General features: G+C 52.0%; 25 protein-coding genes. 13 read left to right on the forward strand and 12 right to left on the reverse strand.

Annotated elements, in window-relative coordinates; all coding sequences use genetic code 11:
* Positions 1 to 48 precede the first annotated feature (48 nt).
* Together mglA and mglC are read left to right on the forward strand one after the other, a co-directional pair.
* A complete protein-coding gene (gene mglA / locus OGY15_RS08790; RefSeq protein WP_005129207.1) occupies positions 49 to 1,569 on the forward strand; it encodes a galactose/methyl galactoside ABC transporter ATP-binding protein MglA in 1,521 nt (506 codons plus the stop codon).
* A gap of 15 nt (positions 1,570 to 1,584) precedes the next feature.
* Positions 1,585 to 2,595: a galactose/methyl galactoside ABC transporter permease MglC gene (gene mglC / locus OGY15_RS08795; RefSeq protein WP_003027393.1), complete on the forward strand. Its 1,011-nt coding sequence runs from the start codon at positions 1,585 to 1,587 to the stop codon at positions 2,593 to 2,595.
* Between the two features lie 57 nt (positions 2,596 to 2,652).
* Here the strand turns inward: mglC and preA are convergent, their stop codons facing one another.
* From preA to OGY15_RS08835, 8 genes are all read right to left on the reverse strand, one after another.
* The gene (gene preA / locus OGY15_RS08800; RefSeq protein ID WP_210904563.1) at positions 2,653 to 3,888 is read right to left on the reverse strand and encodes an NAD-dependent dihydropyrimidine dehydrogenase subunit PreA; all 1,236 of its coding nucleotides are present in this window, start codon (positions 3,886 to 3,888) and stop codon (positions 2,653 to 2,655) included.
* Positions 3,882 to 5,123, reverse strand: a complete 1,242-nt coding sequence (locus OGY15_RS08805; RefSeq protein WP_210904564.1) for an NAD(P)-dependent oxidoreductase — start codon at positions 5,121 to 5,123, stop codon at positions 3,882 to 3,884. Before OGY15_RS08805 ends, preA begins: the two co-directional genes overlap by 7 nt.
* A gap of 232 nt (positions 5,124 to 5,355) precedes the next feature.
* A complete protein-coding gene (locus tag OGY15_RS08810; protein WP_005129200.1) occupies positions 5,356 to 5,595 on the reverse strand; it encodes a DUF2542 family protein in 240 nt (79 codons plus the stop codon).
* Positions 5,596 to 5,597: 2 nt separating this feature from the next.
* Positions 5,598 to 6,317, reverse strand: a complete 720-nt coding sequence (gene sanA, locus OGY15_RS08815) for an outer membrane permeability protein SanA (protein WP_286538943.1) — start codon at positions 6,315 to 6,317, stop codon at positions 5,598 to 5,600.
* 163 nt (positions 6,318 to 6,480) lie between these two features.
* Complete coding sequence (cdd, locus tag OGY15_RS08820) at positions 6,481 to 7,365, reverse strand: cytidine deaminase (RefSeq protein WP_187253409.1); 885 nt, start codon at positions 7,363 to 7,365, stop codon at positions 6,481 to 6,483.
* Between the two features lie 148 nt (positions 7,366 to 7,513).
* Positions 7,514 to 8,209 (reverse strand): CidB/LrgB family autolysis modulator, encoded by a 696-nt coding sequence (locus OGY15_RS08825; protein WP_151219827.1) that lies wholly within the window; start codon positions 8,207 to 8,209, stop codon positions 7,514 to 7,516.
* Entirely contained in the window at positions 8,206 to 8,604 is a 399-nt protein-coding gene (locus OGY15_RS08830; RefSeq protein ID WP_016153711.1) for a CidA/LrgA family protein, read from the reverse strand. The genes OGY15_RS08825 and OGY15_RS08830 overlap by 4 nt, the downstream gene beginning before the upstream one ends.
* Positions 8,605 to 8,735: 131 nt before the next feature.
* Entirely contained in the window at positions 8,736 to 9,644 is a 909-nt protein-coding gene (locus tag OGY15_RS08835) for a LysR substrate-binding domain-containing protein (RefSeq protein WP_151219826.1), read from the reverse strand.
* A 127-nt stretch (positions 9,645 to 9,771) separates the two neighbouring features.
* Between OGY15_RS08835 and mhbT the strand changes: the two genes are divergently transcribed.
* From mhbT to dusC, 6 genes are all read left to right on the forward strand, one after another.
* Positions 9,772 to 11,130 carry a 3-hydroxybenzoate transporter MhbT gene (mhbT, locus tag OGY15_RS08840; RefSeq protein WP_286538944.1) on the forward strand — a complete coding sequence of 453 codons (1,359 nt, stop codon included), beginning with the start codon at positions 9,772 to 9,774 and terminating at the stop codon, positions 11,128 to 11,130.
* Positions 11,131 to 11,141: 11 nt separating this feature from the next.
* The gene (gene gtdA / locus OGY15_RS08845) at positions 11,142 to 12,179 is read left to right on the forward strand and encodes a gentisate 1,2-dioxygenase (RefSeq protein ID WP_151219824.1); all 1,038 of its coding nucleotides are present in this window, start codon (positions 11,142 to 11,144) and stop codon (positions 12,177 to 12,179) included.
* A 15-nt stretch (positions 12,180 to 12,194) separates the two neighbouring features.
* Complete coding sequence (locus OGY15_RS08850) at positions 12,195 to 12,896, forward strand: fumarylacetoacetate hydrolase family protein (protein WP_151219823.1); 702 nt, start codon at positions 12,195 to 12,197, stop codon at positions 12,894 to 12,896.
* A gap of 8 nt (positions 12,897 to 12,904) precedes the next feature.
* A complete protein-coding gene (gene maiA / locus OGY15_RS08855; RefSeq protein WP_187253407.1) occupies positions 12,905 to 13,549 on the forward strand; it encodes a maleylacetoacetate isomerase in 645 nt (214 codons plus the stop codon).
* 14 nt (positions 13,550 to 13,563) lie between these two features.
* On the forward strand, positions 13,564 to 14,757 hold the full coding sequence (locus OGY15_RS08860; protein ID WP_151219822.1) for a 3-hydroxybenzoate 6-monooxygenase: 1,194 nt from the start codon (positions 13,564 to 13,566) through the stop codon (positions 14,755 to 14,757).
* A 61-nt stretch (positions 14,758 to 14,818) separates the two neighbouring features.
* The gene (dusC, locus tag OGY15_RS08865; RefSeq protein ID WP_151219821.1) at positions 14,819 to 15,769 is read left to right on the forward strand and encodes a tRNA dihydrouridine(16) synthase DusC; all 951 of its coding nucleotides are present in this window, start codon (positions 14,819 to 14,821) and stop codon (positions 15,767 to 15,769) included.
* Positions 15,770 to 15,802: 33 nt separating this feature from the next.
* Here dusC and yohP read toward each other — a convergent pair whose 3' ends face one another.
* Complete coding sequence (gene yohP, locus OGY15_RS24805; protein WP_087855921.1) at positions 15,803 to 15,886, reverse strand: small membrane protein YohP; 84 nt, start codon at positions 15,884 to 15,886, stop codon at positions 15,803 to 15,805.
* A gap of 66 nt (positions 15,887 to 15,952) precedes the next feature.
* Positions 15,953 to 16,687, reverse strand: a complete 735-nt coding sequence (locus OGY15_RS08870; protein ID WP_151219820.1) for a class I SAM-dependent methyltransferase — start codon at positions 16,685 to 16,687, stop codon at positions 15,953 to 15,955.
* Between the two features lie 169 nt (positions 16,688 to 16,856).
* On the opposite strand from OGY15_RS08870, the gene mdtQ reads away from it, so the two are divergent.
* Complete coding sequence (gene mdtQ, locus OGY15_RS08875; protein ID WP_286538945.1) at positions 16,857 to 18,296, forward strand: multidrug resistance outer membrane protein MdtQ; 1,440 nt, start codon at positions 16,857 to 16,859, stop codon at positions 18,294 to 18,296.
* Between the two features lie 24 nt (positions 18,297 to 18,320).
* Here the strand turns inward: mdtQ and OGY15_RS08880 are convergent, their stop codons facing one another.
* The gene (locus OGY15_RS08880; RefSeq protein WP_151219819.1) at positions 18,321 to 18,893 is read right to left on the reverse strand and encodes a DedA family protein; all 573 of its coding nucleotides are present in this window, start codon (positions 18,891 to 18,893) and stop codon (positions 18,321 to 18,323) included.
* A gap of 164 nt (positions 18,894 to 19,057) precedes the next feature.
* Here OGY15_RS08880 and OGY15_RS08885 point away from each other — a divergent pair, with 164 nt between their 5' ends.
* Both OGY15_RS08885 and pbpG read left to right on the forward strand, forming a co-directional pair.
* Positions 19,058 to 19,645, forward strand: a complete 588-nt coding sequence (locus OGY15_RS08885) for a Yip1 family protein (protein ID WP_151219818.1) — start codon at positions 19,058 to 19,060, stop codon at positions 19,643 to 19,645.
* 180 nt (positions 19,646 to 19,825) lie between these two features.
* Positions 19,826 to 20,773: a D-alanyl-D-alanine endopeptidase gene (gene pbpG, locus OGY15_RS08890; RefSeq protein ID WP_151219817.1), complete on the forward strand. Its 948-nt coding sequence runs from the start codon at positions 19,826 to 19,828 to the stop codon at positions 20,771 to 20,773.
* Between the two features lie 99 nt (positions 20,774 to 20,872).
* On the opposite strand, the gene dld is transcribed toward pbpG, so the two are convergent.
* Positions 20,873 to 22,582 (reverse strand): D-lactate dehydrogenase, encoded by a 1,710-nt coding sequence (dld, locus tag OGY15_RS08895; RefSeq protein ID WP_286538946.1) that lies wholly within the window; start codon positions 22,580 to 22,582, stop codon positions 20,873 to 20,875.
* 232 nt (positions 22,583 to 22,814) lie between these two features.
* Between dld and bglX the strand changes: the two genes are divergently transcribed.
* Together bglX and osmF are read left to right on the forward strand one after the other, a co-directional pair.
* The gene (gene bglX / locus OGY15_RS08900; protein ID WP_286538947.1) at positions 22,815 to 25,112 is read left to right on the forward strand and encodes a beta-glucosidase BglX; all 2,298 of its coding nucleotides are present in this window, start codon (positions 22,815 to 22,817) and stop codon (positions 25,110 to 25,112) included.
* A 225-nt stretch (positions 25,113 to 25,337) separates the two neighbouring features.
* Complete coding sequence (gene osmF, locus OGY15_RS08905; protein ID WP_252837763.1) at positions 25,338 to 26,255, forward strand: glycine betaine ABC transporter substrate-binding protein OsmF; 918 nt, start codon at positions 25,338 to 25,340, stop codon at positions 26,253 to 26,255.
* Positions 26,256 to 26,266: the final 11 nt, after the last annotated feature.

The raw sequence follows: 26,266 nt of genomic DNA on the forward strand, positions 1-26,266 counted from the left end.
TCATTGCGCCCTTAATAACGCACTCTGCAAGGCCAACAAGGTATAATTATGGTCAGCACACATACTCAGTCGTCAGGCGAATACTTGTTGGAAATGACCGGCATCAACAAGTCCTTCCCCGGCGTTAAGGCTCTTGATAATGTCAATTTAAAAGTCCGCCCACATTCGATCCACGCCTTAATGGGGGAGAATGGTGCGGGGAAATCCACATTATTGAAATGTCTTTTCGGCATCTATCAAAAAGATTCCGGTAGTATTTTATTTCAGGGTAAAGAAATCGATTTTCATTCTGCTAAAGAAGCGCTTGAGAATGGTATTTCGATGGTACATCAGGAATTAAACCTGGTATTACAACGTTCTGTGATGGACAACATGTGGTTGGGACGCTATCCCACCAAAGGTATGTTTGTCGATCAGGAAAAAATGTACCGTGATACCAAAGCGATATTTGATGAGCTGGATATTGATATCGATCCGCGCGCACGCGTCGGCACATTATCCGTTTCACAAATGCAGATGATTGAAATTGCGAAAGCGTTCTCCTATGACGCCAAAATCGTCATCATGGATGAACCAACGTCATCGTTAACCGAGAAAGAAGTTAATCATCTGTTCACCATCATCCGTAAGCTGAAAGAACGTGGATGCGGTATTGTTTATATTTCTCACAAAATGGAAGAAATTTTCCAACTGTGTGATGAAATCACCGTGCTGCGCGACGGCCAGTGGATTGCGACCCAGCCGCTGGAAGGGCTGGATATGGATAAGATCATCGCCATGATGGTAGGGCGTTCACTGAACCAACGTTTTCCGGACAAAGAAAACAAGCCCGGTGAAGTGATTCTGCAAGTGCGTAACCTGACCTCGCTGCGTCAGCCGTCAATTCGTGATGTCTCGTTTGATTTGCACAAAGGGGAAATTCTCGGGATTGCTGGTCTGGTCGGCGCTAAACGTACTGATATCGTTGAAACGCTGTTTGGTATTCGTGAGAAATCATCGGGTACAATTACGCTACATGGCAAAAAAATTAATAACCACAGCGCAAATGAGGCCATCAATCATGGTTTTGCGCTGGTCACGGAAGAACGCCGCTCAACCGGTATTTACGCGTACCTGGATATTGGTTTTAACTCGTTAATCTCCAATATCCAAAACTATAAAAATAAAGTCGGTCTGCTGGATAATTCCCGCATGAAGAGTGATACCCAATGGGTAATTGACTCCATGAGGGTGAAAACGCCGGGCCATCGTACACAAATCGGTTCACTGTCTGGTGGTAATCAGCAAAAGGTGGTTATTGGCCGTTGGCTATTAACGCAGCCAGAAATTCTGATGCTGGATGAACCTACACGTGGTATCGATGTCGGCGCGAAATTTGAAATTTATCAGCTGATTGCCGAACTCGCGAAAAAGGATAAGGGGATTATTATTATTTCCTCTGAAATGCCGGAGCTATTGGGTATTACAGATCGTATCCTGGTGATGAGTAATGGTCTCGTTGCCGGGATTGTTGACACTAAAACGACAACGCAAAACGAAATCCTCCGTCTTGCGTCTTTGCACCTTTAAGATTAGGGGCTCCTCATGAGTGCGTTAAATAAGAAAAGTTTTCTTACTTATCTGAAAGAAGGCGGAATTTACGTTGTTCTTTTGGTTTTGCTGGCGATTATTATTTTCCAGGATCCCACTTTCTTAAGCTTACTGAACCTGAGTAATATTCTGACGCAATCTTCGGTGCGTATTATTATCGCATTGGGTGTGGCAGGGCTGATTGTTACCCAGGGGACCGACCTGTCTGCGGGACGTCAGGTTGGCCTTGCGGCGGTCGTGGCGGCAACCTTGCTGCAGTCGATGGAGAACGCCAACAAGGTGTTCCCGGAAATGGCGACGATGCCAATTATCGTGGTGGTGCTGATTGTCTGCGTGATTGGCGCCATTATCGGTCTGGTGAACGGTATCATCATCGCTTATCTGAACGTGACGCCGTTTATTACCACCCTGGGTACGATGATTATCGTTTACGGGATCAACTCCCTGTACTACGACTTCGTCGGCGCATCGCCAATTTCTGGCTTCGACAGCGGATTCTCAACCTTTGCGCAGGGCTTTATTGCGCTGGGCAGTTTCCGACTCTCCTACATCACCTTCTACGCGCTGATTGCCGTGGCCTTTGTATGGGTGCTGTGGAATAAAACCCGCTTCGGTAAGAATATTTTTGCTATCGGCGGAAACCCGGAAGCGGCGAAAGTGTCCGGGGTAAACGTTGCGCTGAACCTGCTGATCATCTATGCGTTGTCTGGCGTGTTCTATGCGTTTGGTGGTTTGCTCGAAGCCGGGCGTATCGGTTCGGCAACCAACAACCTCGGCTTTATGTATGAGCTGGATGCGATTGCCGCGTGCGTGGTTGGCGGCGTGTCGTTCAGCGGCGGGGTAGGGACCGTGTTTGGCGTGGTGACCGGTGTGATTATCTTCACCGTTATCAACTATGGTCTGACCTACATTGGTGTGAACCCTTACTGGCAGTATATTATCAAGGGCGGCATTATTATCTTCGCGGTCGCGCTGGACTCACTGAAGTACGCGCGTAAGAAGTAATCGTATAACGCAAAAATCCCGGCACAGCGCAATCTGTACCGGGCTTTTTTGTCAGTATTACAACGTTAACTCGTGCGCTTTCTCACCAGGTTTAAATTTCACCTCACCCAGTTCGATACAGGCTACCGGGCAAACGTGACCGCACAGCAAGCATCCGACACATTTTTCCGTGTTGCAGTGCGGCGTGCGGGTTTCTTCGTTCCATTCCATTGCCTGATGCCCACCGTCGTAACAGGAGATGTAGCAGCGACCGCAGCCAACGCATTTATCCAGATGGATATTCGGATAGACGATGTAGCTACGGTCAAGTTCCTCAGCGGGGATAATATTGGCATTGGCTAGACCCACCATCTCCTCCAGTGAGTCAAACCCTTGATCGGCGAGGTAATGTGACAATCCGCTGATCATGTCCTCCACAATCCGATATCCATACTGCATGATCCCGGTGGTCACCTGCAGCGTGGCCGCGCCTAACAGTAAAAACTCGGCTGCATCTTCCCAGGTTTCAATTCCTCCGATGCCGCTAATTGGGAAATCCCGCAGTTCAGGGTGCATCCGCAGTTGTTGGATAAATCGCAGGGCGATAGGCTTAACGGCCTTGCCGGAGTAGCCGGAAATACTGGATTTGCCGTTGACGACCGGCATCCCGATTTTCCTGTTCAGGTCGATGTTAGTGATGGATTTAACTGTATTGATGGTCGCAATACCATCCGCACCTCCACGTTTTGCCGCCAGCGCCACCTCACACATATCACCAATGTTCGGCGTCATTTTTGCCAGCATTGGCAGGGACGATCCGCGTTTCACTGCCCGACAATATTTTTCAACCAGCTCAGGGCTTTGTCCTACATCGCTGCCCATAGCATGCGAGGTCATTTGCGGGCACGAGAAGTTACACTCGATCATGTCGGCACCGGCCTCTTCAACCAGGCGGGCCAGTTCCTGCCATTGCTGTTCATTTTCCCCCATGATCGACGCAATCAGAACCTTGTTCGGATAGTCCTGTTTCAGTCGGCGGATTGCGGCCAGATTCTCCTCCAGCGGATGCTCGGCAATTTGCTCCATGTTTTTGAAGCCAATAAAGCCGGTATCTTCTTTGCTGAGATGATCAAAGCGCGGAGAGACCTCATTCGCAATAAAGAACCCGATCGTTTTAAAAACAATACCGCCCCAGCCACTTTCATAGGCTTTGGCGCACATTTCATAGCAATTGCCCACCGGAGAGGAAGAGAGGCAGAATGGGTTGGGGAATTTGACGCCGCAAAAGGTAATAGAAAGATCTTTCGTTAACATGAGCAAGCTCCCTCTAAATAGTGATGAATGGCCTGAGCTGCTTCTTTACCGGTTTTCACGGCGTAAACAACCGTTTTATCGCCCTCAACAATATCACCAGCAGCAAACAGGACAGGATCGGTGGTTTGGTAGTTTTGCGTATCGATAAGATTGTGCTGGGGCTTTAACGCGGCAAAATTATCAAGCTGAGCGTGTTGGCCGACGGCAAGAATAATGTGCTCGGCTTCAAGCGAGAGTTCACCTGGCAAGCGTACGTGTTTAAAGGAAACCCGATTTCCGTTAACCGCCACAGGCGTGAAACCGTCAATAATCGATACCCCTAATGCCTGGGTGCTGTTGAATTCTTTGTCGCTGGCCGGGAAATCAGCCAGTTCTTCACGCGCTACACAGGTGACTGACGGACAGCCCAGCAACTTTAAGGTACTGGCGACATCCATCGCCACGTCGCCACCGCCGATGATTAATGCACTTTGCGCGACGGTAATATCGCCGCTGGCTTGCCGGGCGCGTTGCAGGAAATCGACGGCAATTTCAACGTTATTCGCTCTCTCAAACAGAGGTAACGTTGAACCGTAAGACATCCCCACGGTAACCAGTACGGCGCGATAATTCGCTTTGAGTTGCTCAACGGAAAGGGCATTGCCGACTTCGCAATTGCACGTGATGGTCACGCCCATTTCAACGATACGGGCAATTTCAAGATCCAAAACCGATTGCGGCAGACGAAACTCAGGGATGCCATAGCGCAACCAGCCACCTGGCTGAGCCTGTTTTTCGAAGATGGTGACGTCATAACCAAGATTACTTAGCGTTACGCTGGCCTGTAACCCTGCCGGGCCCGCACCGATGACGGCAACCTTGCCCAGCTTTTTTGTCGCTGGCTGATAGATTTTCATTGCCGTTTGCTGTTCAAAATCGGTAATAAAGCGCTGCAGACGTGCAATATCGATCGGTTTATCAATACCTGAACGTGTACATCCGCGCTGACATAATTTTTCGGTTGGGCAAACCCTGGCGCATACTGCACCGAGCGCATTATTTTCCCGGATAGTTTCGGCAGCGCCTTTAAAATTGCGGAAATAAATGGATCGAATAAATTTTCCGGGATCGGTTTGCGCCGGGCAATCCTGACTACAGGGGGCATCGTGACATAATAAACAGCGGGAAGCCTCTTTTATTGCTAATAATGGGGTAAAAGCAGGCGTGAGCTCATCCAGATAATTTTGTTGTGGCATATTTTATTCCTTAATGCTTGAGTAAATTAAGGCAAGCTGTTAATAACAAAATATAAAAATAGAAAGCTATTCTTAAGGCTAAGCACTGCAGGAAGAGTATTCTGTGAAAAGATTCACAAATAGAAGATAGTTTGAGGGAAATGCTGGCGCGCAGCATTAATCCCTTATATTGAAATGTTAACCATTATCATAATATTAGCTATTCTCAAGCGCTAATATAACGGTAATCTCTTTAGCGATAAAAGACTAAATAAATAACCATACCGAAAGATAAACATCCGCATCCGGCATAAACCAATACATAAGACCAGAACTGTAATGGGGCTTCATTCCGGTAGGCATAAACCGGCTCACGCGCATTCTTCTTAATTTTATCTACCGCGCCAGTACGCCAGCCTTTCCAGGCTTCACGGAAACAAAACACAGGGATGAGCAGAAAGGCCAATACGACAAAAAGGGTTTGTACATCCATGCTTATTTTCCTTGTTTCTTTTGTAATTCGAGTAATTGTTCGGCTGTGACCGCCGGATATCCCTGTGCATCGTCCGGTACCTGATGCATAGTAGGAATTGGCACCAGGGGGCCTAAAAAGCGCGGTTCACGTTTGAAAATGTAGAGATCAGCAAGTGCGCCAAAACGAGCACCAAATTCACGTACTCGCACGGTGAGCATATCTTTTGGCGAAGGTACCGCATAACACTGGGCCTGAATCCCCATATGTAGCGCAATAAATAAGGCGCGTTCACAGTGGAATCGCTGAGTAATAATGATGAAATCGTTGGTATCAAATACCTTGCGGGTACGCACGATGGAGTCGAGCGTACGGAACCCGGCGTAATCAAGCACAATATCAGCCGGATCAACGCCTGTAGCAATCAGATCCTTACGCATCGTCATCGGTTCGTTGTAGCTTTGCTGCGCGTTGTCGCCGCTCAGCAGCAGATAGTTTACCTTCCCGCTGTTATAGGCGTTCAATGCACCCTGAATGCGGTAGCGGTAATACTGATTGATGACGCCGGTGCGGTAATACTTCGCCGTGCCCAGAACCACACCTACCTGGCGGTAGGGTAAATCCTGCAGTTCGTCGTAAATGTAGGGAGCAGTCTTCCAGCTCATCCATCTGTCGAGTCCAAGCACAGTCAACAGCAGCAAGCCAGACAAGACTAACAGGCTGTAAAACACGCGCTTTAACATGCAGAAAACTCGTTATTTGGATGGAATTTCAATCAGGCTACTGTACCCGAAGACGTAGCGCAAGAAACAGCAATCTGATTGAGGGGATTTTAGACATTCTGCATATTGCCGGATAACGGTGTAAACACTTTATCTGGCCTACGAACTGGCGTTATTGAGACGATTAACTCAGGAGAACGCGCTCAATATTATTACAGCCCAGCGCTTTCAGGGTGGCGGAGGTCGCATCCCACTGAATCAATGGCGCATCGGCTTTTTCAGCCAGCACGGCGCGTTGGATATCCGGGTAGTCATAGCCGTTGAGATTCAACAGGTTTAACGCGCCCTGCAGCGGCGGAAGAGTTGGGTTGAAGGCGGCGTTTTCAGCATAGCTGCCGCTAAAAATTTGGCCATCTTTACACTCCAGCGCAACACCGCTTGGGGATTTGCTGTACGGCATATGGCATCTGTTGGCGGCGGTGATTGCTGCCTGGGTCAACGCATCGCCCTGCAGCACGAAGCCGTGATCCTGATCGTCCATTAGCAGCGTTTTAATTTCCAGATCTTTCGGGCCGAAGGCATCTGGCAGGTAATCGCGCAGCGCGTGTGGCGCACGACCCGGCAGATGAATACGTAAATCCAGTCCGCTATTTAGTTCGTTCATAAACTGACGGCAGTGCCCGCAAGGGGTGTAGTTGACGGTAATCGCGGCGAGTCCTTTTTCGCCACGTAACCAGGCATGGCTAATAGCGCTCTGCTCGGCATGAACGGTTTGCTGCATTGTTGCGCCCAGGAACTCCATGTTCCCACCGAAGTACCAGGTTCCGCTGATGCCGCGAGAGATTGCACCGACGTTAAAGTTGGACAGCGGGGTACGTGCGCAGGCCGCAGCCAGCGGCAGCAGAGCGAATGCCAGCGCGTCTTCGTCCAGTCCCGATTCGCGTTTCAGCAAAGAGACCTGTTCAGCAGTCAGCATAGCGGGGAAGTGCACATCCGCCAGAACAGGGGCCAGGGCTGTTTGCAAGTTATCCGCGAGTTGGGCAAAAGCAGTTTGAAAACGTGGATGCATGGCGATGCCTCATAACAATGTAATGGAATCGTAGTTTACGGGCCTGTTACGGCTTTATATGTGATCCAAATCCCATTGTGTGTGCAACTTATGAAACTTAAATTAAAAATGTGCAACGCATCGCAAATAAATCAGCAAAAAGTAAAGGTTAACCGACCACTGCCAGAATAATTGGGAACAGGAATGGGGCAACCAACGAGGTGATAATGCCGCAAATAACCAGCGCCAGTGAGCTAAACGCGCCTTCCTGATAGTCCAGTTCTGCGCAGCGTGCAGTGCCCAGGGCGTGCGAAGCGGTACCCATGGCCAGCCCACGAGCGGCCTTAGTACGAATACGCATGGCGTTGAGCAATGTATGACCAAACACCGCCCCGAGGATACCGACAAAAATGACGCATACGGCGCTGATAGCCGGAATACCGCCAATGCTGCCTCCCACCGCCATAGCAATAGGCGTAGTGACCGATTTCGGCATAATAGATGCGGCAATTTGCGGCGATGCGCCCATCAATAAGGCGATTGTTGTACCTGTCACCATCGCCACGACGCTCCCCGCAAAACAAATGGCAATGATTGATTTCCAGCGGGCGCGAATCTGGTGCAACTGTTCGTATAACGGATAGGCCAGTGCGACCACGGCAGGCTGTAGCAAATCGTTCAGCACCTCGCTGCCTTTGAAATAGTGATCGTAGGGAATACCGGTCAACATCAGTATCGGAATAATCACCACCATGGCGACCAGCAACGGATTCAATAGTGGCATTTTAAATCGTGCTGCCAGCTTACGTGCGGCAAAAAACACCGCCAGGGTAAGCGGTAACGACCACCAGATATACGACATCATTCTTTAGACCCTTTTTGCCCAACGATTTTGCGCTCACCGTGCACAATATGTGAACTCCAGCTCACCACCAGGAAAACGACCAGCGTACTGATGGTACAGGACACCACCACCGGACCAAATTGCGCGCGGAGCAGATCAAAGTACTGCATGATCCCTACGCCAATTGGGACAAACAATAGGGCCATATAGCGAATCAGGACGTAGCAGCCGGGATTAACCCATTTTGCCGGTAACACCTGCAAAGCCAGTAAGACAAACAGAATCAGCATGCCGATAATACTGCCCGGAATGGTGATAGGAAGTAGCGATGCAAGAAAAATACCTGCATAGAGGCAGGCATAAATCAGGACGAATGCGCGCAAATATTGCCAGATAATATTCAGTGCTTTGCTCATAATTGGAACCCTTGACGAGACTGATTCATCATACAATTAAACTTTAAAACGTGCTACCGATCACATCATGAATTCTAAGCATAGGAGAAATAGACATTGGGAACATTAGGCGATGCCCCTAAATCAGCGCGTTAAACCTGTGCCAGGTAATACAGAAAACGACTCAGGGCCGTGGAGGGCGTTTCATTGTTGCGCCAGAATACGCCCACGCTGCCTTTTTGTTCAATCTTCGGCAAATTCAGAATAGCCAGCTGTCCCTGGGTGGCATAACGCTGCGCCAGACGCAGAGAAAGAATAGAGATCATATCGCTACTTTGCAGCAGGTTGGTGCTGACGTTCATTGATGCAGATTCAATCGTGTTTTCCGGCAGCATCACACCGTTGTCAACCAGCGCGTTGTCAATGCTGATGCGAATGGGCGTTCCTGTCGGCCAGACAATCCAGCGCCAGTCAGCGAGATCATTCCAGGTGAGCAGGGGAGAGTTTGCCAGCGGATGGTCAGGGCGGGCGACGAAACAAACCGGCTCGGTATACAGCACCTGATAATTGAGCGGCAGTTGTAGCGCCCGGCCCCCGACGCGCCCGACGACCACATCCACCGAACCCGCGAGCAGATCGTGCAGCAGCGGGGTCATCACCTTCTCTTCAATATTAAGATGCAGGGTCGGCAGTTCTTTAAGCAAACCCAGTATCGCTTGTGAGACGCAGTCGGTCGCCACTGGCGAGCAGCCGATCTTCAGACTTCCTACCAGACCGCCCTGTTTAAAACGGGCGATTTCAACCTGAGAACGTTCCATATCATTGATCAGGCGTTGCGCGTGCTGCAGTAGCAGCTTGCCGCCTTCGGAGGGACGTAAGCCTTTACTGTGGCGTTCAAAGAGCGTGATGCCAATCTCATCTTCGAGCTGTGATAACCATTTTGACAGCGCCGGCTGGGTGATATTCATCATTCGGGCGACGTGAGTCAAATTTCCCTGTTCCCCCAGTGCGATAAGCGTTTGCAGGTGATGCAACTTAAGTTTCTGCGCCCAGTTAGCCATTTGCTATAACCTCCAGGTTATGCCTCTGCATGAAAAGCCATTGTACATTTCATCTCCAAACATACAAAGTCGCAACATACCTAAAACAAAACAGACATCTACTTATACCTGCACTGAGGCATTCACTATGACTCAACAACGTGATCTACAAGCACTGATCGATTCCGCTCCTGTCGGTAAGACGCAATGGCGCGTCATCATTTGCTGTTTTTTGGTCGTCATGCTCGACGGATTTGATACCGCAGCTATCGGCTTCATCGCTCCAGACATCCGGACTCATTGGCAGCTGACTGCCGGCGATCTGGCACCGTTGTTTGGCGCAGGTCTGTTGGGACTAACCGCTGGCGCACTGCTCTGCGGCCCGCTGTCAGACCGTTTTGGCCGCAAACGGGTGATAGAACTCTGCGTGGCGCTGTTCGGCGCCCTGAGCCTGATTTCGGCTTTTTCTCCCGATCTACAAACGCTGGTTATTTTGCGCTTTCTTACCGGATTAGGTCTGGGCGGTGCGATGCCGAATACCATCACCATGACGTCAGAATACCTGCCAGCGCGGCGGCGTGGCGCGCTGGTGACCATGATGTTTTGTGGATTTACCCTGGGATCGGCGATGGGCGGGATTGTGAGTGCGCAACTGGTGCCGGTTATTGGCTGGCACGGCATTCTGGTGCTGGGAGGCGTTCTACCGCTGATGCTGTTTGTCGCTCTGCTGTTTGCACTTCCGGAATCTCCGCGCTGGCAGGTTCGTCGTCAGTTGCCGCCTAACGTGATTGCCAGAACCGTTAGCGCCATCACCCGGGAACGTTATGACAATACCCATTTTTATCTCAACGAAGGCACCGCAATTGCTAAAGGCAGTATCCGCCAGCTGTTCGTCGGGCGACAGTTGCCCATTACCCTGATGTTATGGGTAGTGTTCTTTATGAGCCTGCTGATTATTTATCTGCTCTCCAGTTGGATGCCAACGCTGTTAAACCATCGTGGAATTGACCTGCAGCACGCCTCATGGGTGACCGCCGCCTTCCAGATTGGCGGCACGCTCGGGGCGCTGGCGCTCGGGGTACTGATGGATAAATACAATCCTTTCCGCGTGCTGGCAGTGAGCTATGCGCTGGGGGCGGTGTGTATCGTCATGATTGGCTTAAGCGAGAACGGCCTGTGGCTGATGGCGCTGGCCATTTTTGGCACCGGTATCGGGATCAGCGGATCGCAGGTGGGTCTCAATGCGTTAACCGCCACGCTGTATCCGACACAGAGCCGGGCCACGGGCGTCAGCTGGTCTAATGCGATTGGCCGCTGCGGCGCGATTGTCGGCTCGCTTTCCGGCGGCGTGATGATGGCAATGAATTTCTCTTTCGATAATTTGTTTTTCATCATTGCCGTTCCGGCGGCCATCAGTGCGGTGATGCTTACGCTACTGACGGTTGTTATCCGCCAGTCGGCCTCTGCCTCAAATACCCTGCCACGTGCAAGCGTTGTGAATGAATAAGGAGAATCCCTATGTCTGAACTGAATCAGGATGTTAAGAACAGCCGTCAGCAGTTTTACCAGCATATTTCCGGGCAGAATCTGACCCCACTGTGGGAGTCGCTGCACCGTCTGGTGCCGCCAACGCCGAACGCGAACTGCGCGCCTGCGTACTGGAATTATCAGGAGATCCGTCCGTTACTGCTGGAAAGCGGCGATCTGATTGGCGCGAAAGAGGCGATTCGGCGCGTACTGGTGCTGGAAAACCCCATGCTGCGCGGTCAGTCTTCAATCACCCCAACCCTGTATGCCGGATTGCAGTTAATCATGCCGGGCGAGGTTGCGCCGAGTCACCGCCATAATCAGTCTGCACTGCGTTTTATTGTCGAAGGGAAAGGGGCATTTACCGCCGTAGACGGTGAGCGAACCCAGATGCATGAAGGCGATTTTATTCTGACGCCGCAGTGGCGCTGGCACGATCACGGCAATCCGGGCAGTGAACCGGTGGTGTGGCTGGACGGTCTGGATCTGCCGCTGGTGAATCTGCTGGGCTGCGGCTTTGCGGAAGACTACCCGGAGGATCAGCAGCCGGTCACGCGCAAGGAAGGAGATTATTTACCACGCTATGCAGCCAATATGTTGCCGCTGCGTCATCAGAAAGGTAACTCATCGCCAATTTTTAATTATCGCTACGATCGCAGTCGTGAAGCGCTGCATGACCTGACTCGCCTCGGCGATGCCGACGAGTGGGATGGCTACAAGATGCGCTACGTCAACCCGGTAACCGGCGGCTATCCCATGCCTTCAATGGGGACCTTCCTGCAACTGTTGCCGAAGGGCTTTACTTCGCGGATGGCTCGAACCACCGACAGCACTATCTACCATGTTGTGGAAGGCCGCGGACAAGTCACCATCGGTAATGAGACTTTCAATTTTTCGCCAAAAGATATCTTTGTGGTCCCAACCTGGCACGGCGTGTCGTTCCAGACCGGCGAAGACACCGTTTTATTTAGTTTTTCGGACAGACCGGTTCAGGAAGCGCTGGGGTTGTTCCGTGAAGCACGTTATTAATTTGGGAGAGAAAAAATGACGCAATACGTATTCGAACCGCAAGCGCCTGTTACCGTTCCGGTGGTTGGTAGTGATGAACTATTTCCTGTGCACCGTGTTTACTGTGTGGGCCGTAACTATGCCGCTCATGCGCGTGAAATGGGTTTTGACCCGGATCGCGAACCGCCGTTCTTCTTCTGTAAACCCGCCGACGCGGTGGTCCCGGTAGCAGCCGGTCAAATCCTGGCGCTGCCATACCCGGCGCAGACCGATAACTATCACTATGAGATAGAGCTGGTGGTGGCGATCGGTAAAAAGGGCAGTGATATACCGCTGGAAAAAGCGCACGAGTATATCTGGGGCTATGCCACCGGTCTGGATATGACCCGTCGCGACAGGCAGATGGAAATGCGCCAGATGGGGCGTCCGTGGGAAATTGGCAAAGCGTTTGATCTCTCTGCCCCTATCGCGCCGCTGCATAGAGCCAGTGAAAGCGCGGATGTTAACAGTGCGCCTATCTGGTTGCAGGTTAATGGCGATGATCATCAGCGGAGCGATATTCGTCATCTCATCTGGTCAGTCAATGAAACCATTAGCTATCTGTCCGGCTTTTTCGAACTGCAGCCGGGCGATCTGATTTACACCGGTACACCGGAAGGCGTGGGTGCGGTGGTGAAAGGCGATGTGATCACCGGCAACGTAGACGGTTTAACCCCCATCGCCGTGAAGATTGTCTGAGGTGGATGATGAAGCTGTACAGTTTCTTTAATAGCTCCGCGTCATATCGCGTGCGTATTGCGCTGGCGCTGAAGGGGCTCGATTACCAGACGGTGGGTGTCAACATTCGTATCGGTCAGCAGAACGCGCTGGCCTACCGGCGGATGAACCCGGTGGGGCTGGTGCCAACGTTGGTCACCGATGATGGCGAATCGCTCGGACAGTCGCTGGCGATAACCGACTGGCTGGATCATCACTTTCCACAGTCGCCGCTGCTGCCTGTTAACTACCCGGCGCGCAGTAAGGTGCTGGAAATTGTTTATGCCATCGCCTGTGATATCCACCCCGTGAATAACATGCGGGTGCTGCGCTACCTGAGCGAAGAGCTAAAGGTCAGTGAAGAAGATAAAAAACGCTGGTATGCCCACTGGATCCAGCAAGGGTTAAGCGCGGTGGAACAGATGCTACGCCAGAGTCACTCGGGGACGTTCTGCGTGGGAGACGCGCCGACGCTGGCGGATTGCTGTCTGATCCCGCAGTGGGCAAACGCCTTACGGATGGGTTGCGATCTGAGCGGATATCCGCGCTGTCAGGCGGTATATGATGCCTGTACCCAGCTTCCGGCGTTTATCGCCGCCGCGCCTGAGAATCAACAAGACAAAATTCCAGCCTGATAAGGAGAACGACAATGGCTAAAGTGACACGCGCAATTATCGTGGGTGGTGGGATTGGCGGCGCGGCGACCGCGCTATCGCTGGCCCGTCAAGGCATTAAAGTGATGTTGCTGGAGAAAGCGCACGAGATTGGTGAAATTGGCGCGGGTATTCAGCTCGGGCCGAACGCCTTCTCTGCTCTGGATAGCCTCGGCGTGGGGGAAGCCGCCCGTCAGCGTGCCGTTTTTACCGATCACATCACCATGATGGATGCGGTAAACGCCAAAGAGGTGGTACGCATTGAAACCGGGCAGGCGTTTCGCGATCACTTTGGCGGTCCTTATGCGGTTATCCATCGGGTGGATATTCACGCCAGCGTCTGGGAAGCGGCGCTGGTTCATCCCAACGTTGAGTATCGCACGTCAACTAACGTGGTGGATATTCGCCAGACAGAAGATGACGTAACGGTCTTTGACGAGCAGGGCAACAGCTGGACGGCGGATATCCTGGTGGGCTGTGACGGCGTGAAGTCGGTTGTTCGTCAGTATCTGATTGGCGATGCGCCACGCGTGACCGGGCACGTCGTTTATCGTGCCGTGATTGATTGTGATGATATGCCGGAAGATTTGCGCATTAACGCGCCGGTGCTGTGGGCCGGACCGCATTGTCACCTGGTGCACTATCCACTGCGTGGCGGTAAACAATACAACCTGGTGGTGACCTTCCACAGTCGTCAGCAGGAAGAGTGGGGCGTGAAGGATGGCAGTAAAGAGGAAGTGCTCTCCTATTTTGCCGGGATCCATGCGCGTCCGCGTCAGATGCTGGATAAACCAACGTCATGGCGTCGCTGGTCAACCGCTGACCGCGAACCGGTAGATAAATGGGGTAGTGACCGAATTACCCTGGTAGGGGACGCCGCGCATCCGGTGGCGCAATATATGGCGCAGGGGGCCTGTATGGCGCTGGAAGATGCCGTCACCCTCGGTAGGGCGATACACCAGTGTGACGGTGATGCGGCTGATGCCTTTGCTTTGTATGAGTCGGTGCGTATTCCACGCACGGCACGCATTGTCTGGTCAACACGCGAAATGGGGCGTGTTTACCACGCCGCAGGCGTCGAGCGTCAGGTGCGTAATCTGTTATGGAAAGACAAATCGCAGGCGGAATTTTATCGCGCAATGGAATGGCTATACGGCTGGAAAGAAGATAACTGCCTGCTGCCACGTTGAGCCTCTTTAATCTCCCGAACGGAGGCGCTACCATAGCGCCTCTTTTTTTACGGGTGACGATATGCGTGTTTTACTGGCGCCGATGGAAGGCGTGCTCGACTCACTGGTGCGCGAGCTGCTGACTGAAGTGAATGATTACGATCTGTGCATCACCGAGTTTGTGCGCGTGGTGGATCAGCTCCTGCCGGCAAAAGTATTCCATCGGCTCTGCCCGGAACTGCATAACAATAGCCGCACGTCATCCGGTACGCAGGTTCGCATACAGCTGTTGGGGCAATACCCGCAGTGGCTGGCGGAGAATGCGGCGCGTGCGGTAGAACTGGGATCATACGGTGTCGATCTGAACTGCGGTTGTCCGTCAAAACTGGTCAACGGCAGCGGCGGTGGCGCAACGTTGCTGAAGGATCCTGAGCTTATTTACCGCGGAGCAAAAGCCATGCGCGAGGCGGTTCCTGATCACCTGCCCGTGACGGTGAAAGTGCGTCTGGGCTGGGACAACAGCGATCGACAGTTTGAAATTGCTGATGCCGTCCAGCAGGCTGGCGCCAGCGAGCTGGCGGTGCATGGCCGAACCAAGGAGCAGGGTTACAAGGCCGAACATATCAACTGGCAGGCGATCGGTGAGATTCGCCAGCGGCTTACCATTCCGGTTATCGCGAATGGCGAAATCTGGAACTGGCAAAGTGCTCAGGATTGCATGGCTATCACCGGCTGCGATGCGGTGATGATCGGTCGGGGAGCATTAAATATTCCTAACCTGAGCCGGGTAGTGAAGTATAACGAGCCGCGTATGCCGTGGCCTGATGTCGTAACACTATTGCAAAAATATACCCGTCTTGAAAAGCAGGGGGATACCGGGCTGTATCACGTGGCGCGGATTAAGCAATGGTTAGGGTATTTGCGCAAAGAATATTCAGAGGCAACCGCGCTGTTTCAGGAAATTCGCGCGCTAAACAATTCCCCGGATATCGCCCGCGCGATTCAGGCCATTGATATAGCTAAATTGCATTAACAAATTAAGCGGCCACCGGAGTGGCCTGTTTCTTTAAAAAATCATCTTAAACACGCCAGTTACCACCAATAACCCAATCAGAAAAATAATTAAAATAATCCACAATAAGATTTTCATCAGCGTTCCTTTTTGGTGAGTTCAGGTTAAGTATAGGAAAGCATCTGAAATCTTCCTGTAATGACCTTACCCAGGTTTACGTGCGCTGAGCAGAAACACCATTGGCCGCTCTTTTTCTTCATCCAGCGCCGGGTTTTCAGCAATCTGTTCTGCAGACGGCCCCCATTCATCGACACAGACGATTTCGAATCCGGCGGCAATCAGCGCATTAATCCAGGTCGCCAGCTTACGGTGCTGCTTTATGACGCCATCCGCGAACCAGTTACTGATGCGCTCACCTTCCTGCTGATAATGATTGACCGGCCAGGATTGTTGCCCGGTTTTGTCTTTTATCCAGCCCTGATTAAGCGGCGCGGTATAAATGGGATGCTCGGCAGAGAAAACCAACATACCTCCCGGTGTTAACGACTGGTAAATCGTTACTAATAATCGCTCTATATCGCGCAAATAGTGCAAGGCAAGCGAGCTGTAAACCAGGTCAAAGGAATTCGGTGACAGGGTAAGCGTTTCAAGATCTTCACGCTGATAGATGATGCCATCACCCTGTGTCATACTCTGCGCCTGGGTTAACATCTTTTGTGAAATATCCAGCCCCACTACGCTGGCTGCATGGTTATCGCGCGCGTAGCGGCAAAACCAGCCATATCCGCAGCCCAAATCGAGTATATTTTTTCCCTGCAGAGCGGGGAGCATCGCTTGTATTGTCGGCCATTCTGGCGCGCCGTCGAGTCCTTTTACTGAACGATCCAGTGTGGCATATCCGGCAAAGAACTCGGGGTTGTCATAGATATTCTGTGACATGATATCTCCATCTATAAATTATTAAAATTAATTAATCTATCTTATTTGTTTGGCCTATATTTTTCTGATTATATATTTTTATTGCCAAAGGTGTATTGCCACGCGTAACTAAAAAAGCAATAGCGACACGTCGTAATCTCTGCACATCTTTTCTTACCAGTATCTCTCCATGAATCGTAATTCCCTTTTTATTACTACGGCATTGTTGCCGCTTTTTATTTTTATGTCAGGCTGTGCGCCCATGCATGATGATCGCCAGTCTCTTTCACAGCAGACCCCAGCAACGAATGCCGATACTACATTGCCTGCTGCGTTGAAAAATGGCTGGCCGGACAGCCAATGGTGGAAGGCATATCACGATCCCCAGCTTAATGCGTTGATTGACAGCACGTTGCGAAATTCTCCAGATATGCAGGTAGCGGAACAACGTATTCAACTGGCGGAGGCACAGGCTAAGGCCGTAGAGGCGCAGGATGGCCCGGAAATTGATTTCTCTGCGGACGTAGAACGTCAGAGAATGTCCGCGGAAGGGTTGATGGGGCCGTTTGCGCTTACCGATCCGGCTGCCGGGACGACAGGGCCGTGGTACACCAACGGCACCTTTGGATTAACTGCAGGCTGGAATCTGGATCTGTGGGGGAAAAACAGGGCCGAAGTGACGGCGCGTATTGGGGTCGTTAAGGCGCGTGAAGCCGAGCGCGAACAAACCCGACAACTGTTGGCGAGCGGCGTCTCTCGTCTGTACTGGGAATGGCAAACGCAGGCAGCCCTGAAAACCGTTTTGACGCAAATCGAAACCGAGCAGAAGAATATCATTGCCGTCGATCGTCAGCTGTACCAAAACGGTATTACGTCTTCGGTGGAAGGCGTTGAAACCGATATTGATTCCAGCAAGACGGAACAACAGCTGAACGATGTCAGCGGTAAAATGAAGGTAATTGAAGCGCGGCTGAGCGCGCTAACCAACGCGCAGTCCACTGCCCTGAAGCTGCATTCAACTACGCTGCCCGCCGTTGAAAGTCAGCTCCCGCCCCGGTTAGGTTATTCGTTGCTGGCTCGCCGAGCGGATTTACAGGCGGCGCACTGGTACATTGAATCATCCCTGAGCAGCATTGATGCCGCGAAAGCAGCGTTTTATCCCGATGTGAATCTGATGGCATTTTTACAACAGGATGCGTTGCATCTGAGTGATCTTTTCCGTCATTCCGCGCAGCAACTGGGCGTAACGGCCGGGCTGACGCTGCCTATCTTTGACAGCGGCAGGCTGAACGCGAATCTCGACATAACGAAAGCGCAAAGTAACCTGACGGTGGCGAATTACAACAAAGCCGTGGTGGATGCGGTGAATGACGTGGCGCGTGCAGTATCGCAAGTGGCAACCCTGGCGCAGAAGAATCAGCATCAGCAGCAGATTGAGCATGATGCGCAGCGCGTAGAGGGGCTGGCGCAGGCGCGCTTTAATGCCGGAATTATTGCCGGTTCCCTGGTCAGTCAGGCAAAGATCCCAGCACTACGCGAACATTGTAATGCTCTGATTTTACAGGGACAGTGGCTGGATGCTTCCATCCAGTTGACCAGCGCGTTGGGGGGCGGTTACCACGCGTCGTAACGCACCGGCCCGGTAAATATCACCCTACCGGGCTGTACTTTTGCTGCTGCGTTTTTTTAACCACCACCGAGCGCCCACTACCAGCGCAATTACCAGAACCAGCCATATCCAATGCTTAATGTGTTGGTCGAGATTGTGTAGCCACGGCGCGATGACTTCTCCTCCCACATAGCCCAGCGTGGTAAATATCAGCGCCCATGCCAGCGCTCCCAGAATATTCAACGGCAGGAAAATTTTAGGCGGCAGATGACTTGCGCCAATCAGCAATGGGCCGATCACGCGAAAACCGTACATAAAACGGGTACCAATCACGAACAAATAGGGACGGCGCTGGATCATTTTCTGTGCCCGGCGGATTTTGTCGCGATGTTTTGAGAAACGACGCAAAATTTTGCCACCGTAACGACGCCCCAGCAGATACAGCAATTGATCGCCAATCATCCCGCCCAGGGCCACCGAGATAACCACCAAAGGAAATTTAAGTAACCCCTGATGTGCCGCTACGCCGCCCAGCAGGGTAATGGTTTCGCCTTCGGCCAAACTGCCAATGACCAACGCGGCGTAACCGTAATGTGCAATAAGATTGTTTATATCCATACGTCTGGATGACCTCCTGACATCAAGCATACACCCTGTGAATCATCGTTGGGTTTAAAAGCGTGGAATTAGCAGTTCGTCATTTTTGTTGTTGTACAAAAATTAATCCAAAGCTGAATTATACTTGAACTGTTGAGGTCCGGAGCTGGCAAGAAGGGGGCGGTATGAACCATGTCTGGGGGCTGTTTTCCCATCCCGATCGTGAAATGCATGTGATCAACAGCGAAAACGAAAGCGTTTCGCATCACTATACCCATCATGTACTGCTGATGGCGGCAATCCCGGTTATTTGCGCGTTTATTGGTACCACACAAATTGGCTGGAGTTTCGGCGATGGCAATGTCCTGAAATTATCCCTGTTGACCGGATTTGCAATGGCAATTCTGTTTTACGGGGTGATGCTGGCAGGCGTCGCCGTTATGGGCCGGGTAATCTGGTGGATGGCGCGTAATTACTCGCAACGTCCGTCGCTGGCACATTGTATGGTCTTTGCTGGATATGTCGCGACGCCGCTATTTTTAAGCGGACTGGTCGCACTTTATCCGCTGGTCTGGCTGTGCGCATTGGTCGGAACTATCGCGCTGTTTTACACCGGTTATCTACTTTATCTCGGCATTCCGACATTCCTGAATATCACCCGCGAGGAAGGGTTAAGCTTTTCCAGCTCGACGCTGGCGATTGGTGTACTGGTACTGGAGGTTCTGCTGGCTATTACGGTGATCCTGTGGGGTTATGGCTATCGGTTATTCTGACGGATAAACCTGTCTGCGCTGCGTTGTTGCCGTAAAAGTCAGCAACGCAGCATTTCGAGACGATTCTCCTGTGGCGGCAAACCTGCCGGATCGCTATGATGCCTGAGCTAGCTTGAGATAATACTTAATCTCTGGCGGTGTGCGTTGTGACGTGCGTAAACCATTATCAGAAATCTCATCATGCTGAAATTCCGAGTTTCATTATTAAGCCTTGCCCTGGTGCTGGCTGTTCCTTTTGCACCCCAAGCCGTGGCGAAAACGGCAACTACCGCAGCGGCTTCTCAACCAGAGATAGCGTCCGGTAGCGCGATGATTGTTGATCTGAATACCAACAAAGTTATCTATTCGAACCACCCGGACCTGGTGCGTCCGATTGCGTCGATTACCAAATTAATGACGGCGATGGTGGTGCTTGACGCGCGACTGCCGCTGAATGAAAAGCTGAAAGTGGATATCAGCCAGACGCCGGAGATGAAAGGCATTTACTCTCGCGTACGACTGAACAGTGAAATCAGCCGCAAAGACATGCTGCTGCTGGCGCTGATGTCATCAGAAAACCGCGCGGCGGCGAGCCTGGCGCATCATTACCCGGGCGGGTATAACGCGTTTATCAAGGCCATGAATGCCAAAGCGAAAGCGCTGGGCATGACCCAGACACGCTTTGTGGAACCCACCGGGTTATCGATCCATAACGTCTCGACCGCCCGTGATTTAACCAAACTGCTGATTGCCAGCAAACAGTATCCGCTGATTGGCCAGCTAAGTACGACGCGTGAAGATATGGCGACATTTGCCAACCCGGCGTATACGCTGCCGTTTCGTAACACCAACCATCTGGTATACCGCGATAACTGGAATATTCAGTTAACCAAAACCGGGTTTACCAATGCGGCGGGCCACTGTCTGGTGATGCGCACGGTGATTAACAACAAACCGGTTGCACTGGTGGTGATGGATGCCTTTGGCAAATATACCCACTTTGCCGATGCCAGCCGTTTACGTACCTGGATCGAAACGGGCAAGGTAATGCCGGTTCCGGCGGCGGCGCTGAGCTATAAAAAGCAAAAAGCGGCGCAGATGGCGTCGGCAGGTACTGCGACGGGTGAGCAAACCGCGCAAAACGATTAAATAAGACGCTATCTGGCCTACATGGCACTCATGTTGCTGTAGGTCAGGCAAGCAAAGCGCCTCCGGCAACATGTCCGGGGGCGCTTATCTTTTCCCGGTTTACGACTCTTTCCAGTATTTCAGCTTACTCGTTTTACCGATACCCGGATTCATACTGTTGGTCGGGTCATTCTCACGGTAAAAACGGGTCAGGGTTTCCGGTGCCTGATACAGATGCCCGACGTTATGCTCTGCCGGGTACTGCGCCCCGCGCTCGCGCAGGAGTTCCAGCATCTGCTCTTTCAGCGCATGCGCATCCACGCCTTTTTTCACGATGTAATCCTGATGGAAGACGTAACACATAAAGTGACCGTAATAGAGTTTGTGCACCAGCTGGCTGTCGATCTCTGGCGGCAGATGCTCGTACCATTCGGTGTCGTTACGGCGTAGCGCGATATCCAGCGCCAGAATATCTTCCACTTCATCTGCATGCACGGCCTGATAACGTATCGCCGCGCCAGCCGCCGCAAAACGATGCAAAAATGCCTTGCTGCCTTCTTCCGGCGTACAGGCAAAGAAGTCACCTTCAGCGGTTTTGAAATACTCGCTGAGCCAGTTTTGTGCTTCAGCCACGCCGCCACCGGCCATTTTTAACAGCAGGTGATGTTCGTATTTATCGCGCCAGCTTTTCATGCGTGCCGGTAAGTGGCTGGGGAACAAATGGCCAAACTTCTGCATGGCGCGATCGGTAAAGTGCGGACGGAAAATTTTCACTTTTTCCAGCATCGCATCGGTGCGGCCTTTCAGGGTGAAGAAGAACGGCATTTTGTCGGTGCCGAGCTTGTCGATCATCAGAAACGTATCTTTGCCGTATTGCTCTGCGATATCGTAAATGTCGCGGTGCATGTATTCACCAGCGACCGGCAGATGCTCAAATTTTGCCAGAATATGACGGCGAATTTCCGTTAGCACCTCAGGCTGATTGGTGCCGATGTAAAAGACCTGCTGATTTTTTTCGGCCTCGAAGGTGTCCAGACGCACGGCGAAAACCGCGAGCTTACCTGCACAACCGGATGATTCAAACAAGCGATCCGGGTCGGCGTTATAGCGGGCTGGCGTGTCCGCCTCAATATCTCTGACGCGGGTGACGTAGTCGTGATCGTGCGCGTGTCGCCCGTCGTGGCGGACATCGTCATCTTTAATCCGTTCGTCATCAAGTTTGCTCAGGATCTGCTCCGGGGTCTGGCCCAGCTCGATACCCAGATGGTTGACCAACTGCAATTTGCCGTGTTCGTCAATACGTGCAAACAGCGACATCTCGGTGTATGCCGGGCCGCGTTGTACCAGCGAGCCGCCGGAGTTGTTGCAAATGCCGCCAATTACCGAAGCGCCAATACAGGAGGATCCGATCACTGAATGCGGCTCACGGCCAAACGGTTTGAGCGCCTTTTCCAGCGAATACAGCGTTGTACCGGGATAAGCCAGCACCTGTTCGCCTTTGCCGATGACGTGCAGTTTATCCAGACGCAGGGTGCTGATAATGACAATCTCGCGGTCGTAATCATTACCGCTCGGCGTAGATCCTTCGGTCAGGCCGGTATTGGCGGCCTGCATGAGGACAATTTTATCTGCGGCGACGCAAGCGTTGAGGACGCGCCACAGTTCTAAAAGCGAGCCCGGGAATACAACGGCGAGCGCTTCGCCCTGACCGGAGCGGAATCCCTTGCGATAGCGGGCAGTTTTAGCAGGTTCAGTAAGCAGGTGAGAATGACCCACCAGACGGGTCAGTTCATTAAGGAAAGCTTTATTATCGGTTGTAATGGAAGACATTCTCCACTCCTTGTGGTGGGACTCAATATCAGGAACAAGCATAGCGCTTTGTATGACAATACGCTTTCTCATTCATATTGTCTCTGGTTCGTCTTCTAATGATTTGCGCTGGTTTTGAAAATTAGGAGAATAACCTTAGCTTTCTTTATCACTCCCGTTTAGTCTTACGGCAAACTGCGGTTTTTGTTATATTTTCGCTGCTCCGTCGGGAAAAAATAAAGAGAGAATCAACATGAAATGGCTATGTTCTGTAGGTGTCGCGGTGAGTCTGGCGTTGCAGCCCGCGTTGGCGGACACTCTGTTTGGTAACCATCCACTGACGCCAGAAGCGCGGGATGCCTTCGTTACCGATTTACTTAAGCAGATGACCGTGGATGAGAAAATTGGGCAACTTCGTTTGATAAGCGTCGGGCCTGATAACCCGAAAGAAGCCATCCGCGCGATGATCAAAGACGGGCAGGTTGGGGCAATTTTTAACACCGTCACGCGCCAGGATATCCGCAAAATGCAGGATCAGGTGATGGAACTTAGCCGCCTGAAAATTCCTCTCTTTTTTGCCTACGACGTATTACACGGCCAGCGTACCGTGTTCCCGATAAGCCTCGGTCTGGCATCCTCCTTTAATCTCGATGCGGTCAGAACCGTGGGGCGGGTTTCCGCCTATGAAGCTGCCGATGATGGTCTGAATATGACCTGGGCGCCGATGGTCGATGTCTCACGTGATCCTCGCTGGGGGCGCGCCTCGGAAGGGTTTGGTGAAGATACCTATTTGACCGCCACGATGGGCAAAACCATGGTGGAAGCGATGCAGGGGAAAAGCCCGGCAGACAGGTATTCGGTAATGACCAGCGTCAAGCACTTCGCCGCATATGGCGCGGTTGAAGGTGGGAAGGAATACAACACCGTCGATATGAGTCCGCAGCGTCTGTTCAATGATTATATGCCACCGTACAAAGCCGGGCTGGACGCCGGTAGCGGTGCGGTAATGGTGGGTCTTAATTCGCTGAACGGTACACCGGCGACGTCGGATGCCTGGCTGTTAAAAGACGTGCTGCGCGATGAGTGGGGCTTTAAGGGCATCACCGTTTCCGATCACGGTGCGATTAAGGAACTGATTAAGCACGGTGCTGCTGCCGATCCTGAGGACGCGGTGCGCGTGGCGATCAAGTCCGGTATCAACATGAGTATGAGCGATGAGTATTACAGCAAATACCTGCCGGGGTTGATTAAGTCAGGCAAAGTGACGATGGCGGAGCTGGACGACGCCGCGCGTCATGTGCTGAACGTAAAATATGATATGGGGCTGTTTAACGATCCGTACAGCCATCTGGGGGCTAAAGAGTCTGACCCGCAGGACACCAACGCGGAAAGCCGTTTGCATCGCAAAGAGGCGCGTGAAGTGGCGCGTGAAAGCCTGGTGTTGCTGAAAAACCGTTTGGAAACCTTGCCGCTGAAAAAATCCGCCACCGTAGCAGTCGTCGGTCCGCTGGCCGATAGCAAGCGTGATGTTATGGGCAGTTGGTCCGCTGCCGGTGTTGCCGATCAGTCAGTAACAGTGCTGACGGGAATTAAAAATGCCCTCGGCGAGCAGGGGAAAGTGGTGTACGCCAAAGGGGCGAATATCACCAACGACAAAGGCATTGTCGATTTCCTCAACCTGTATGAAGAGGCAGTGAAGGTTGATCCTCGCTCGCCGCAGGCGATGATCGATGAAGCCGTGAACGCCGCGAAGCAGTCTGACGTGGTGGTTGCGGTGGTCGGCGAAGCGCAGGGCATGGCGCATGAAGCCTCCAGCCGCACCGATATCACTATTCCACAGAGTCAGCGTGACCTGATTGCCGCCCTCAAAGCAACGGGTAAACCGCTGGTTCTGGTGCTGATGAACGGACGTCCGTTGGCGTTGGTTAAAGAAGATCAACAGGCCGATGCGATCCTCGAAACCTGGTTTGCCGGGACTGAAGGCGGTAACGCCATCGCCGATGTGCTGTTTGGCGATTACAACCCGTCAGGTAAGCTGCCGATGTCTTTCCCGCGCTCTGTCGGACAGATCCCGGTCTATTACAGCCATCTTAATACTGGACGCCCGTATAATGCGGACAAGCCGAACAAGTACACATCGCGCTACTTTGATGAAGCGAATGGTTCGTTGTATCCCTTTGGCTATGGCCTGAGCTACACCACGTTCACGGTTTCTGATGTGAAGCTTTCTTCTCCAACGATGAAACGTGACGGGACCGTGACGGCCAGCGTGCAGGTGACCAACACCGGGAAGCGCGAAGGTGCGACGGTGATTCAGATGTATTTACAGGACGTGACCGCCTCCATGAGTCGTCCGGTAAAACAGCTGAAAGGTTTTGAGAAAGTGAATCTTAAGCCGGGCGAAACCCAGACAGTCAGCTTCCCGATCGACATTGAAGCGCTGAAGTTCTGGAATCAGCGTATGCAATACGATGCAGAACCGGGCAAGTTTAACGTCTTTATCGGCGTGGATTCCGCCAGAGTGAAGCAGGGCGAGTTTGAACTGCTGTAATTAATAACGCCACGCATCATGCCTGATGGATACACTTATCGGGCCTGCAAAATCAGATCATCCGGCAAATTCACTTTGGGTTTGCCGGATTTTTTTATTTTATCATCGCCTTACCGAGAATATCTCTCAGCGTTATTACCCAATTGCCAGGTTAATGCCTGATTTTTCGACTATGCTTTTTCCTCAAGTCTCTGAAAGGAGCCGTAAAAGAATGAGGAGAGCTGCATGATAATCTCAAAAGTTTGGGTGGGTTCGCTGGCGTTGTTAGCGGTGGTGAGCATGCCCTTACAGGCCGCGTCACCCGTCACGGTCGGTTCAAAAATAGATACCGAAGGCGCGCTGCTCGGCAATATTATTTTGCAGGTGCTCGAAAGCCATGGCGTGAAAACCGTCAATAAAGTGCAGCTGGGGACTACTCCGGTGGTGCGTGGGGCAATTACCTCTGGTGAGCTGGATATTTATCCGGAATACACCGGCAATGGGGCATTCTTTTTTAAAGATGAAAATGATCCGGCGTGGAAAAATGCCAGCGCTGGTTATGAAAAAGTGAAAAAGCTGGACGCTGAGAAAAATAAACTGGTCTGGCTAACGCCTGCACCCGCCAACAACACCTGGACCATTGCGGTACGTCAGGATGTCGCGCAAAAGAACAAACTTGAGTCCCTTGCTGATTTAGGCCGCTACCTGAAAGAGGGAGGGACGTTCAAACTTGCCGCCTCTGCGGAATTCATCGAGCGGGCTGACGCGCTGCCTGCGTTTGAAAAAGCCTATGATTTCAAACTGAATCAGAATCAGCTGCTGTCGCTGGCGGGAGGGGATACCGCGGTGACGATTAAAGCAGCGGCGCAGCAGACCTCAGGGGTCAATGCGGCGATGGCCTATGGCACCGATGGTCCGGTTGCGGCGTTGGGTTTGCAAACATTGAGCGATCCAAAAGGCGTCCAGCCCATTTATGCGCCAGCGCCCGTCGTGCGTGAATCGGTGCTGAAGGACTACCCGCAAATGGGAGAATGGCTGCAACCGGTATTTGCCAGCCTGGATGAAAAAACGTTGCAACAGCTGAATGCCAGCATTGCCGTGGAGGGACTGGATGCGAAAAAAGTCGCAGCAGATTACCTGAAGCAAAAAGGATGGGTTAAGTAACGGCGTCTGCA

This window comes from Citrobacter sp. Cu231, from assembly GCF_030332265.1.
Classification (GTDB): Bacteria; Pseudomonadota; Gammaproteobacteria; order Enterobacterales; family Enterobacteriaceae; genus Citrobacter; species Citrobacter meridianamericanus.